Source organism: Paenibacillus sp. CR_12, assembly GCF_041953985.1.
Taxonomy (GTDB): Bacteria; Bacillota; Bacilli; order Paenibacillales; family Paenibacillaceae; genus Paenibacillus_AQ; species Paenibacillus_AQ lautus_A.
In genome coordinates this window covers 529,952-542,213 of record NZ_JAVFHO010000002.1, presented here as the reverse complement: position 1 = coordinate 542,213, position 12,262 = coordinate 529,952, and the positions used below count along the sequence as shown (strand labels likewise).

Sequence of the window (12,262 nt, the reverse complement as noted above, 5' to 3'; positions counted from 1 at the left end):
GGCTCAGCGAACTTTGAACAACGTCCTTACTTCGACATGGCGATCTTCCCAACGCAGAACGGCTTCGGCTTCCCAGAGGCCTTGCATCACAGGGGTTGCCGTCGCGCTGTAAACGCCTGGCTTGGATTCGACGACCTCCGCGGGGAACACGCCGCAAAACATATCCGGCATCGCGATGTGAAGTTCAATGTCAGCATCGGTAATCGGCTTCTCGGGAAGCTCGGTCACGAAGAGCTCAAAAACGGTTTCCTGCATGGGTTCAGCAGCAGACGAAACGGTTTGTATTTCCATACGCAGCTGTCCATCGGTATAAAGATCCTCCGTTGGAGTACGATCCTGAACCTGTCGAAACATCAGGATGGCCGCGATCGTGCAGATCAGCAGCAGAGCAATCCCCCATCTGGTCTTCATTCTATCCCTTCCTTCACCTGAAAGCATAGGTTTCCCTCATAGGTATGTAACAAAAGCTCAGAACATGCAAAGTGGGTATTCATCAATGGAGTGTACAAACCAAAAAAGATTTTGTCCCTATCAGCGGCAAAATCTTTTTTTATTCGCTGGTTTATTTGATACGTTACATGATGAGTCCGTTCGCAGAACAAGCTGGGCCAGAGCAGCTTATAGCCCAAAGGAGCCATTTAATTATATTTATAATTAAGCGAAAATGAGAAATGTCATCAGCTCGAATGAAGAGTGGGACCGAGTCGCAGACCATAAGATACATCCATTTCGATATGATGTCGAAACACCAATAGAAGGGACGAAGTTTGAAACCATGAACAAAACCGGAGTCTGGTTGTTTTTTGCATGGACGGTCGCCACAGTGGCTACTAGCGGAAGTTTGTTTCTAAGTGAAGTTTGGCATTTTACGCCGTGCGTCTTATGCTGGTACCAAAGGATTTTCATGTATCCGTTAGTCATTGTGCTGGGAATCGCAGCGTACCGGCAAAAGACAGATATCGTCCCGTACGTCCTGCCACTGATCCTCATTGGGGGAGGGATATCGACTTACCATATCGTCATCCAAAAACTTCCGCACGATTTGAGCGCGGCGGCATGCGGGCCGGTGTCCTGTATGGACGACTACTTGAATTGGTTCGGTTGGTTGACCATCCCGATGCTGGCACTCGCAGCATTTATACTCATAACCTTTGCACTGTTGCAGGCTAAGCGTTCGCAGAAACAAGAAGCCGCTCAAGCGTGAATTTGTAACATCAACAGGTGGATGGTTATCCGTCATCACAAATAGAATTGTAGTTGTAAGAACCCCGTTTCTTTACCCGCTCATGGGCTGGAAATGGGGTTCTTTTTAAGTAATTTACCACTGCCGCGGATATCATGTATCGTCTGACAATGCAATGGCTCGAACGAGTGGTTTTCTTGTTTTTCACCGAGATGTCAGAAAGATTCGATCCTTTCATGAACGGAGCGCAGTCGTGATTCATTTGTGATCATGCTTCGTTATAATAGCCTTTGAATATCGGGTAAGTATAGTTTAGGGTCTGACCCGATTCGAATGAATTGCGTTTGAAAGGAGACATTCTGGCATGGTCGTAGATACGGTGCTGTGGAGCAGATGGTTAACAGGGTTAACCTTGGCATTTCATGTCATATTCGCCACGGTCGGCGTCGGTGTTCCATTAATGATTGCAATTGCCGAATTCGTCGGCATACGAAAGAAGGATTCGCACTACATTCTGATGGCCAAGAGATGGACGAGAGGATTTGTCATTTCCGTGGCCGTCGGCGTGGTAACCGGAACGGCGATTGCCCTGCAGCTGGCATTGGTATGGCCGAACTTTATGCAGTTGGCAGGAAACGTGATCGCTCTTCCATTATTCATGGAGGTTTTTGCTTTCTTTTTTGAAGCCATTTTCCTCGGCATTTATTTGTACACGTGGGATCGCTTCCGCAATCCGTATGTTCACTGGCTGCTAACGTTACCCATTGTAGCTGGCGCAAGCATGTCCGCTTTTTTTATCACGTCGGTGAACGGTTTTATGAATCAGCCTGAAGGCTTTGTTATGGAAGCCGGTCACTTTACGGCGGTTAATCCGCTGCAGGCGATGTTTAATGCGGCAACGCCCTCCAAGGTGTTCCATGTATTATCCTCGGCCTACTTGACGGGGGCAGCCCTGCTGGCGGGCATTGCGGCTTATATTATCCTTAGAAAAGGAGCGTCGGCGTATTACAAAAAAGCGTTGAAGCTGATGATGGGCGCGGTGCTGGTCTTCAGTATGCTGACCACTATTGCCGGCGATATGTCCGCAAAGTTTTTGGCGGAGCATCAACCGGAGAAGCTGGCGGCCGCAGAGTGGCATTTTGAAACGGAACGCGGCGCGGATTTGATCCTGTTGGGATGGCTGAACGCCGAGCAGAAGGTCATGGGGGCTCTTCACATTCCGAAGGCGCTCAGCTTCCTGGCCTTTGGCGACTTTAATGCCGAGGTGAAGGGGCTGGAGGAGTTTCCGCTCGATGAGCGCCCTCCGCTGCTCGTGCATTATTTGTTTGATATGATGGCCGGCATCGGCTTTGTGATGCTCGGCGTTGCGTTCTTGTATTTCTTGTTCGTGATGTGGAAGAAACGGAACGAGCTCAACAAGTGGCTGCTTCGGGCCATCGTTCTTAGCGCGCCGCTGGCGTTCTTAGGGGTAGAGCTGGGCTGGTTCTATGCCGAAGTCGGTAGACAGCCGTGGATTATCCGCGGATACATGCGGGTTGAGGAAGCTGCCACCTCCTCGCCGAATGTGAGGGTTCTCTTTTTCCTTTTCCTCCTTCTGTATATCGTGCTGGGCGTCATGTGTATTTTTGTGCTGCGGCGCTTATTCCGTAACAAGCCGGCAGAAGCCGAGCTTGAAGAACTGTCCAAAGAGAAGCAAATTCATTCCATGGAAAAAGGGTGAGCCGTTATGATCAGTTACGAGTTGATAGGCATTTCCGTGCTTTGGCTGTTTTTGTACGGCTATTTGATCGTGGCCTCCATCGATTACGGCGCCGGATTTTTTGCCTTCTATGCCCGCTTGACGAAGCAGGACCATCTGCTCAATCGTTTGATCTCTCGTTATTTGTCGCCGGTCTGGGAGATCACGAACGTGTTCTTTGTCTTTTTCTTCGTTGGCATCGTCGGGTTCTTTCCCGATACGGCCTATTATTATGGTTCTGCGCTGCTTGTGCCGGGAAGCATCGCCGTCATTTTGCTGGCCATTCGAGGGTCCTTTTACGCATTTGAGAACTATGGCTCCAAAGAAAACATCGTGTATCTGTTTTTATACGGGGCCACGGGATTGCTGATCCCGGCATCGTTGTCGGTGGCACTGACCCTTTCCGAGGGCGGCTTTATCGTGGAGGAAGGCGGGGCCGTTTCTTTAGAGTACTTGTCGCTGATGACAAGCCCGTTGTCGTGGAGCATCGTCGCATTGGCCATTGTATCGGTGCTGTTTATCAGTGGTTCGTTCTTGTCTTATTACGCTTCCCGGGCGGACGACCAGCCTGCGCTCAAGCTGATGCGGACTTATGCTCTGTTCTGGAGCATGCCAACCATCATTGCCGCGCTAACGGCATTCATTTATCTCTCTCAGCATAATGAGCGGCATTTTCAAAACATGATGGACTTATGGTGGCTGCTGGCGCTTTCCGTTGGTTTTTTCATGATATCCGTATGGCTTCTGTACAGCGGGCGGCGCTACGGACTAGCCTTTATTTGCGTGATGCTTCAGTTTTTCTGTGCCTTTTTTGCTTATGGCATCGGACAATATCCGTATATTCTGGATCCGTATATTACCATTCAAAGCGGTGCCACGCACGAGTCGATGGGCGTTGCGCTGGTGATCGCCTTTATCGGCGGACTGTGTCTGCTGATTCCGTCCCTTATCCTGGTCTTCAGGCTATTCCTGTTTGATGCGGATTATGTAAAAGGCAAAAAATAAACCGATGCGTTGTGAAATCACATACAGAGGTCGGCATGAAGGAGGGACGTCATCATGAAGAAAAAAACGGGACTGATCTCCCAGCAAATGTCCGCGCAAAGAAGACACCTTGTTCTCCTGGGTGGCGTGTCGCTTGCGCTCGGTGCCGCCATCGTGGGCCAGGCCGTGCTGCTCGCAGAATCGGTGGAGAAGATATTTGTGCAGCGTGCTTCGTTATCGTCGGTTGCCGTCATTCTTGTTATTCTGCTGGGCGTCATGGCTGCGCGTACGCTGCTGTCGTATGGCAATGGACGAATCGGTTTGCAGATGGCTGCCCGGGCCAAAACGGATATGCGAGCGGCCGTGCTGCGAAAGCTGACCAAGGCTTCCATGCCGATGGCGCTTCGCGGGCAAACAGGCGGAAAGGTGAGCGTGGCGCTGGATGCCGTGGATGAGGCGGACAGTTATTTCAGCCAGTATGTGCCGCGAATGATGGAAGCTGCCATCATTCCTATTCTGATCTTGGCCGTAGTATTTACGCAGCATATGAATTCCGGGTTCATTATGCTGGTTACCGCTCCCTTTATTCCGATATTCATGGTATTGGTGGGGCTCAAAACGAAGAACAAATCGGAGGAGAAATTCGCGCGGTTGGCTGAATTTTCCGGCACGTTTCTCGACTCTCTGCAAGGACTCGTTTCGTTGAAGCTCTTCGGCCGTGCTCGCCATCATCAGCAGGACATCGAACGCAGCAGCCTGGGGTACCGGGATGCGACGATGGACATTTTGCGAATTGCGTTCACCAATACCTTCATGCTGGAATCCATCGTCATGCTGGGCATTGGCATCGTTGCGCTTGAGCTGGCGCTTCAGCTCCTGGTCTTCAAATCGCTTTCCTTCCACACCGCCTTTTTGATCCTGCTGCTGGTACCCGAGTTTTACAGTTTGTTAAAAAACACGGGAACCGCCTTTCACGGGGGCCGCACCAGTATGGGGGCGATCCGTAAGGTGGAAGAGATGCTTGAGGAAACGCAAGATGAAGAAGCGTTAAGCACTCGACGTGAGGGTGCTGATCATAGGGATGGAACAGGCGAGTTAGATTGGACGATTGCGTTGGACAAGCCGGGGACAGCCGGTGGGGGGTTCATTCAAATGCCCCCGTCCATCGAGCTGAGAGATGTCCGGTTTCAGTATGCGCCGGATTCCTTCGAGCTTGCGGTGGGTTCCATATCGTTTGAGCCAGGAGAGCATATAGCGATTGTCGGTAAAAGCGGGTCCGGCAAAACAACCTTGCTGCATCTCGTGGCCGGGCTGCTGAAGCCGGTATCAGGTGAAGTGCTGGTGAACGGAAGGGCGCTTAATTCAGACGATGAGGCTTCATGGTTTGATCATGTCAGCTACATTACCCAGCATCCATATATCTTTGCCGGCACGTTTGCCGAGAATATTGCGATTGGCGCGGGCAGGGACGTCTCTAGGACTGACGTCGAGCAGGCGGCGGAAGCTGCCGGACTTGCCGCGGTTGCGGCCGAGCTCGAGCATGGCTATGACACCTTCGTCGGCGAAGGGGGCAGGGGGTTGTCAGGCGGCGAAAAGCAGCGGCTTGCGCTGGCGCGCGCTTTTTTGAAGCGGCCTGCCGTCATTTTGTTTGACGAGCCCACCGTGGGATTGGATCTCCAGACCGAACGCGTCCTGCAGCTGTCCATTGCCGAGCTTGCAAGCCAAGCGACGATGATTACCGTTGCGCACCGCTTGTATACGATAAAAGATGCCGACAAGATCCTGTTTATGGACAACGGAGCCCTGCTTGGATGCGGGCGCCATGAAGAGCTTCTTGCTCGGCTGCCGCAATACGCCGAAATGGTGGATGCCCATCGGAAAGGGAGGTTCGCATGAATGAGCTGGCTATTCTAACAAAAGCGATGATTGAGGAACGCAAGGATATTGCCATGGCCGTCATCGGCGGATTCTTAGCCGGCATCGCAGGTGTATGTCTCTTTTCACTTAGCGGATACCTCATTTCGCAGACGGTTTTTGCCCCGCCGCTCTATACCTTGATCGTGCTGACGTCTCTGGTGAAAATCCTGGGTCTGCTGCGGGCGGGCAGCCGCTATGCAGAACGCTTGTATTCCCATCGGGCGACGTTTTCTCTGCTCAGCCGTTTGCGCACGTCTTTTTTTGCCAAGCTTGTTCCGTTAACGCCAGGGATACTGGGCAAGAAGCGGAGCGGTGAGCTGCTCGCGCGGATCGTCGGGGATGTAGAAAGCTTGCAGCATTATTTTTTGCGCGTTGCTTATCCCCCTATCATCGTGGTCATGGTGTTTTTGGCGACGGTGTTGTTTACTTCCGCTTTCTCGATCTGGATTGCCTGTTTGTTTGTGGTTGGGATGCTGGCAACGGCTTTTGTGGTTCCAGCGCTGGTATTGCTTGGACAGAGAAGAATTCATGGTCGCGTTCGCCGGCAGCGGGCGGCATTTTCCACGGAAGTGACCGAACTGCTCTACGGTTTCCGTGATTTAAAAGTATATGGGCAGTTGAAGCAGCGAGAGGAGCTGCTGCAGCATGCCTCGGCAGTTTTATCAGCGGAGCAGCAGGCATCTGCCGTGCATCTGCTGCGAGGGCAATCGCTGCATACTTTTGTGACGTATCTCATTTCTTGGGGCGTGCTGATTCTCGGTGCTTATCTGATCATGGACGGCTCCCTTGCCGGCGTGTTTCTCGCCATGCTGGTCATGGCTTCGCTTACGGTGTTCGAAGAGGCGGCGCCAATGGCCACGCTGCCGGCTTATAAGCAGGACAGCGAGCACGCGGCCAAGCGGCTCGCGGAAATCGTTCATGCTGCCGATGTGATGGCGCCGCAGCCGAGCGGCATTCTACCCGTCAATCAAGCCGTTTCGGTGGAGCTGCGCAGGGTTACGTTCCAATATGAAGATGAATGGCGTCCTGCACTCCAAAACGTATCCCTCCATTTTCCCGCTGGTTCCAAAACGGCCATTGTCGGGCCGAGCGGGTCAGGGAAAACAACGATCGTCGAATTGCTGCTCAAGCTGCGTACCCCGACGAGCGGCGAGATTCGTTTGCATGATGTTTCGATTCAGGAATTGGATGAAGCGGGCATTTGGCAAGCGTCGAATGTAGTGCTGCAGCACAGTCATTTCTTCCGGGGAACCATTCGAGACAACCTGCTGCTGGATGCCGAACATCATGACGACCATGAGTTGTCCGCGATACTGGATAAAGTCCAGCTGCCGAATCTATCTCTGGAGGCTGCGGTATATGAGAAGGGCGAGAACTTGTCCGACGGAGAAAAGCAACGGCTGGCCTTGGCACGGGCCATGCTCCGGAAAGGGCGTTTGTGGCTATTAGACGAACCGACGTCTTCACTGGATTACATCACCGAGCAGCGCGTTTTCAGACAATTGCTGGCGCAAGCGCAGGATGATACGCTTATTCTCATATGCCATCGGCTGACCGGTTTGGAAGAAATGGACCGGATCGTGGTCATGGATCAAGGCAGAATCATGGAAGCAGGCACGTATTCGGAGCTGATGGAGCAAAAGGGCTACTTCTATGAACTGAAGCAAATTGAGCGGCAAATGATAAGCGAAGCCTGATCTTGCCATTGAAGTGTCGGATGAATTCCTACCTTCGCGTCACCGACATGTAAGGCTAGCAAAGTACAACAACGCAAGATCCCTAAGTAAATATCAGAGGCACAGCCGATTTTCCTCCGGAGGAAGATCGGCTGTATAACTTTACATCTATATTGATTTCTGACGATGGGTGGAATAGGAGAGCATTTTTTATGTGCGGGTTTATTCAAGCTATGTTGCCAGCGGCAGTGTGCCAACCGCAGATTAATCAAAAAAGGGCATTGCAAATGGGGAATGAATCATATATTATGGATAACGTAGATCCGTAATTAACTTTTTGTCAGTATGCTGAAACGGGAAGTAATATACTTTTCGTGCGCGACAATTATGGATATGTAATATCCAAAATTGTAATACCATGCACCATAAACCATAACGGAAAGCGAGAGGGATGTCTTGAACGATTTTTTTAATGAAGCCATATGGGAACAAGCTTGGAAGGAACATGGCGACAGCGTCATCAACAAAATGAAAAAAGCCGGAATCGAACCGGCCCGAGCATTTGATCATAAGGCCCGGACTTTCAATGAGCAATCATTTAATGAAGAAGGGAGAAAAAGGACTTCGCGCATCATGAACTGGCTTGAAGGGCAAGGCGTTCGATTCGATAATGCCTCCGTTCTGGATATCGGGGCCGCTTCGGGCGTGTTTTCGGTTCCGTTTGCGGAGCGCGGGGCTGATGTAACGGCCGTGGAGTCTTCGCAGCCCTTGATCGATCTGCTGAAAGAGAATATAACAAATTTTCCACAGGATCAGGTGAAGATCGTTCCCGAACGTTTTGAAGATATTGACGTACAGGCCAAAGGGTGGAGCCAGGCGTTCGATCTCGTTTTTCTCTCGATGTGCCCGGTCATCGTGGATTGGCAGAGCGTAGAGAAGGTACTGCAATGCGCCCGGGAGTTTTGTTATATCAGTATGCCCGCAGGTTCCACCGAGATCAGCCTGATGAATGAAATCTGGCCGCTCATCACCGATCAGCCTTACCGATCGAAACATATGGAATTCGGGTATTTGCTTCACCTGCTATACCTCAAAGGATATTCCTACGAGTCCCTTGTAACGCGGGAAACGAAAACGACGGAAGTCTCAAGCGAAGCTGCGCTGCAGGAAATCATGAACTGGCTTCGCGGTCATGGTCAAGCCCCAGATGATCAGAAGCGTAAATTGATAACGGATTATTTAGAGCAAGCTTATCCGTCCGGCAACGTCACGATCCGGCAGAGTGGGCGTTACGGCAAGGTATTGGTTCGATTGCAGGATGAAAGCATGTACTCGGGAGAACGGACTTAAGGTATCATCCTGATGAGTATTACGATAACAATCTTTCCCGGCTTAACCAACCGTTATTGAACCTGCCGGGGATCGGATGATATGTTAGTAGAGCGTGAACCAACGATCCGGGAGAGGCGGGAAGATGTCATGAAACTGAAATTTACACAAGTGAAAACGGTGGAAGAAATCGCAGAGGTTGCCAGGCTGGCGGCAGAAATTTGGCGCGAATATTACGTATCCATCATTTCTATGGAGCAGATCGAATATATGATCGGCAAATATCAAGCTGTCCCGGCGATTACGGATCAGATCCGGCATCAGGACTACGAATATTACTTGATCCATTCGGCTGACTCCTCCACCGTCGGTTATATGTCGGTCAGACAAGAAGAGGACAAGCTCTTCCTGAGCAAGTTTTACATTAGCAAGGAGCACCGCGGACGCGGCTATGCCAGTCAAGCGATGGTGTTCCTGGAAGAGCTGTGTAAAGACCGAAGCTTGAGCCATATTTGGCTGACTGTCAATCGACATAATGAATCCAGCATCGCCGTATATGAGAAAAAAGGCTATCGGACCGTGAGGGAACAAATCGCGGATATCGGGAATGGATTCGTGATGGACGATTATATTATGGAAAAGGAAATTTCGGTTTCATAAAGTGCACGGCTTAATATCCATGCTGAAAAAAACGATGCAACCCAAGCCTATTCGCTTGGGTTGCTTTTATAAAGGGGATGGCTAGCCTGATTTTCAAGATAGCAATCCATAAGAAATCCATTCTTGGTTGTTTTGCTATGATTGAAAAAAAGGAGTTGATTGAGGATGACAGTCAAACTTACCCCTTATTTAAATATGGAAGGGAATGCAAGGGAAGCTATCCGCTTCTATGAACAAGCTTTAGATGCCGAAGTCCTTTCCATCATTACTTACGGAGACATGCCGGAAATGCCGAACACATACACGGATGCATTAAATCAGCTTGTCGCACATGCGAAGCTGCGGATTGGCGAAGCTGAACTCATGTTCTCGGATGCACCGACCGGCACCTCGATTCCGAAAGGCAAACAGGTCACCATCTGCATTTCAACGAACAGCGTGGAGACATCCAAACGATTTTTTGAAGCCTTGGAGCAAGAGGGTCAAGTGAATATGCCGTTCGAGGAAGCGCCTTTTAGCCCAGGCTTTGGCGATGTAACCGATAAATTCGGCGTGACCTTCCAGATTTATACTGAGGATTAAAGCCTTTTCATGAACTGCGAAACTGACTTTAAGTACTAAACCTAGTCCGTTACCGAGGCTGGGTTTACTGCTTTTTACAGAGTATCGCTTGTGTGGGAAGACATTCGCCTCTATAACTTTGATATAATGCTGCGAGTGGTTTTACACGGACAGAATGTGAGGTGTTTGCATGGACAACAAATATTTCGATCGCATCAAGGGCGGACTATACGGGGTGGCCGTGGGCGACGCTTTGGGCGGGACGACGGAGTTTATGAGTACGCGGGAGATCGAAGCACAGTACGGTTATTTGACGGAAATCATCGGCGGCGGGGTCTGGAATCTGGAACCGGGAGAAGTGACCGACGATACGATGATGACGCTTTGCGTCGCGGCAGGCATTATCGAGAATCCTGCAGAGCCGATGGAAGCGATCGGGCGTTTCTTTATGGAATGGTATCGATCGCGTCCCAAAGACATCGGGAATATCATCCGTCATGTTTTTCAAACCTACGAGGGGGATTGGCTCGAAGCGGCTTTTGTTGCGCATATGGATATGGGGCAAAGCGGCGGGAATGGATCCCTCATGCGCTGCCTGCCGGCGGCTCTGGCCTATAAGGATCCGGCGGACATGGAACGAGTGACGATTCTGCAGTCGAGGATGACGCATTACGATCCAAGGTGCGCCGATGCCTGCCTCATGTACAACCGAATCGCGCGGCGCCTTTTGCAGGGTGAAAACTTAAGGGCTGCCGTCATGGCCGAGGTGGCGGGAAGCGAATACGAACACTTGATTGAAGCCGAGCCCGATTGTCCGGCAAGCGGTTTTGTGGTGCATACCTTCCGCTGGGTACTGCATATTTTGCTCAACACGCCAGATTTTGCAGGAGTCGTACAGAAGGCGGCCAATCTAGGGAATGATTCCGATACGATCGGCGCCATCGCCGGCGGGCTGGCGGGTATTTACTACGGGTATGAAGGCATACCAGCCCGATATGCGGAAGCGATCCTCATCAAAGAGCGGCTCGACAGGACGGTTTCGCAGCTGTATGCGTTGAAAGCATCATCATAAACCGTGGTTTTTATAGTCTCGGATTATGACATCCATCACGTGCTTCCCCCAAACCGAGGCTTCCGAGCCATGCTCGTTCCAAGCGAAGGTGATGAGTGCTTTCCACAAGGCCCATCCTCGTGCACGATGAACGGTGTTATCATCAAAATTCATACGGTTTAGGAAAATCCGGCGGCTGACGTCGTCAAAAAAGTTCCATGCCATCACGAGGTCGCTTGAAGGATCGCCGACACCCATCGTCCCGAAGTCGATAACGCCGCACAGCCGTCCATCCTTTACGAGCAGATTGCCTACCGCCACATCGCCGTGCAGCCACATCGGTGCGGATTGATATTTTGTCGTAAGGGAGAGTTCCCAAATTTCCGTTAAAAGCGCTTGATCGTATTCGTCGGAAAGCGTTTCGATGATGGATCTGGTCTCATTGTCGTAGACGGCAAGGTTTCCTCCGCGATGAAAATTTTGGGTGCCCGCCGGCACGCCGCCGCTTGCGTCGATCGCCTCCAGCTCCTTCAAAAATGCAGCGAGGTCTTCGGCAAATTCGTTAACATCCCGAATGTTGGCATGCGTTACGGTTTCGCCTTCAATCCAACGATTGATCGACCATGGAAGAGGATACTCTTCCGTTGGCTCTCCTTTTGCAACCGGAGCCGGAATGGGCAAGGACAAATGGGGTTTGAAGACCGGGAGCCATGTCAGCTCTTTCTCGACAGCCGAAGCGTAGCGTTCGTGACTTGGCAGACGAACGGTCATATCGTTACCCAGCCGATAGGTGCGATTATCGTGTCCGCTTTTTTCCACTGGGTTGATGGTTAAATCCTTCCATTGGGGGAATTGACTATGGATTAACCGGCGTACAAGTTCGGTGGTAATTTCAATCATACGTTCAACGCCTCCTGGGGTGAATTTTTAATAAAAGCTGCAGTTGGTTTATTCAATACACACCGTTTCAGATTCTGGATTCCGTTGGCATCCATTCACCGAAGCTGCCGATCGATGCAAGCAAGCTTACGGAGTTTATTCAACGAGCTGTCGTGGTACCATCATTATAATTCCCGATTCCGAACGGGTACAAGGGAGAGAATGGATATAAAAAAAAGCTGGAATTGAACGGAATTCAGCGGAACTACATAAGTAAAAATTCA

The 12,262-nt window shown here is 50.8% G+C and carries 11 protein-coding genes; 9 read left to right on the top strand and 2 right to left on the bottom strand.

From position 1 onward, the window contains the following. Positions 1-3: 3 nt before the first annotated feature. Positions 4-411, bottom strand: coding sequence for a FixH family protein (locus RB297_RS06130; RefSeq protein ID WP_375120042.1), 408 nt, complete (start codon positions 409-411; stop codon positions 4-6). Between the two features lie 364 nt (positions 412-775). Between RB297_RS06130 and RB297_RS06125 the strand changes: the two genes are divergently transcribed. The 9 genes from RB297_RS06125 (at position 776) to RB297_RS06085 (ending at position 11,120) form a co-directional block, all read left to right on the top strand. Further along, positions 776-1,204, top strand: a complete 429-nt coding sequence (locus tag RB297_RS06125) for a disulfide oxidoreductase (protein WP_213578879.1) — start codon at positions 776-778, stop codon at positions 1,202-1,204. A 343-nt stretch (positions 1,205-1,547) separates the two neighbouring features. Next, entirely contained in the window at positions 1,548-2,903 is a 1,356-nt protein-coding gene (locus RB297_RS06120) for a cytochrome ubiquinol oxidase subunit I (protein ID WP_375120041.1), read from the top strand. A gap of 6 nt (positions 2,904-2,909) precedes the next feature. Beyond that, positions 2,910-3,926 (top strand): cytochrome d ubiquinol oxidase subunit II, encoded by a 1,017-nt coding sequence (locus RB297_RS06115; protein ID WP_009592515.1) that lies wholly within the window; start codon positions 2,910-2,912, stop codon positions 3,924-3,926. 54 nt (positions 3,927-3,980) lie between these two features. Beyond that, a complete protein-coding gene (gene cydD / locus RB297_RS06110; protein ID WP_483874347.1) occupies positions 3,981-5,801 on the top strand; it encodes a thiol reductant ABC exporter subunit CydD in 1,821 nt (606 codons plus the stop codon). Further along, positions 5,798-7,519, top strand: a complete 1,722-nt coding sequence (cydC, locus tag RB297_RS06105; RefSeq protein ID WP_375120040.1) for a thiol reductant ABC exporter subunit CydC — start codon at positions 5,798-5,800, stop codon at positions 7,517-7,519. The genes cydD and cydC overlap by 4 nt, the downstream gene beginning before the upstream one ends. A gap of 435 nt (positions 7,520-7,954) precedes the next feature. Further along, entirely contained in the window at positions 7,955-8,848 is an 894-nt protein-coding gene (locus RB297_RS06100; RefSeq protein WP_375120039.1) for a class I SAM-dependent methyltransferase, read from the top strand. 129 nt (positions 8,849-8,977) lie between these two features. Continuing rightward, complete coding sequence (locus RB297_RS06095; RefSeq protein ID WP_375120038.1) at positions 8,978-9,487, top strand: GNAT family N-acetyltransferase; 510 nt, start codon at positions 8,978-8,980, stop codon at positions 9,485-9,487. Between the two features lie 165 nt (positions 9,488-9,652). Beyond that, a complete protein-coding gene (locus RB297_RS06090; protein ID WP_036660759.1) occupies positions 9,653-10,069 on the top strand; it encodes a VOC family protein in 417 nt (138 codons plus the stop codon). Positions 10,070-10,238: 169 nt separating this feature from the next. Continuing rightward, positions 10,239-11,120, top strand: a complete 882-nt coding sequence (locus RB297_RS06085; RefSeq protein ID WP_375120037.1) for an ADP-ribosylglycohydrolase family protein — start codon at positions 10,239-10,241, stop codon at positions 11,118-11,120. Here RB297_RS06085 and RB297_RS06080 read toward each other — a convergent pair. Beyond that, complete coding sequence (locus RB297_RS06080) at positions 11,115-11,999, bottom strand: aminoglycoside phosphotransferase family protein (protein ID WP_375120036.1); 885 nt, start codon at positions 11,997-11,999, stop codon at positions 11,115-11,117. The two genes, RB297_RS06085 and RB297_RS06080, sit on opposite strands and share 6 nt — an antisense overlap. Positions 12,000-12,262 lie beyond the last annotated feature (263 nt).

Excerpts from the sequence above, each read along its gene's own strand:
- RB297_RS06130 (WP_375120042.1), bottom strand. The coding sequence starts at position 411 with ATGAAGACCAGATGGGGGATTGCTCTGCTGCTGATCTGCACGATCGCG.
- RB297_RS06125 (WP_213578879.1), top strand. The coding sequence starts at position 776 with ATGAACAAAACCGGAGTCTGGTTGTTTTTTGCATGGACGGTCGCCACA.
- RB297_RS06120 (WP_375120041.1), top strand. The coding sequence starts at position 1,548 with ATGGTCGTAGATACGGTGCTGTGGAGCAGATGGTTAACAGGGTTAACC.
- RB297_RS06115 (WP_009592515.1), top strand. The coding sequence starts at position 2,910 with ATGATCAGTTACGAGTTGATAGGCATTTCCGTGCTTTGGCTGTTTTTG.
- cydD (WP_483874347.1), top strand. The coding sequence starts at position 3,981 with ATGAAGAAAAAAACGGGACTGATCTCCCAGCAAATGTCCGCGCAAAGA.
- cydC (WP_375120040.1), top strand. The coding sequence starts at position 5,798 with ATGAATGAGCTGGCTATTCTAACAAAAGCGATGATTGAGGAACGCAAG.
- RB297_RS06095 (WP_375120038.1), top strand. The coding sequence starts at position 8,978 with ATGAAACTGAAATTTACACAAGTGAAAACGGTGGAAGAAATCGCAGAG.
- RB297_RS06090 (WP_036660759.1), top strand. The coding sequence starts at position 9,653 with ATGACAGTCAAACTTACCCCTTATTTAAATATGGAAGGGAATGCAAGG.
- RB297_RS06085 (WP_375120037.1), top strand. The coding sequence starts at position 10,239 with ATGGACAACAAATATTTCGATCGCATCAAGGGCGGACTATACGGGGTG.
- RB297_RS06080 (WP_375120036.1), bottom strand. The coding sequence starts at position 11,999 with ATGATTGAAATTACCACCGAACTTGTACGCCGGTTAATCCATAGTCAA.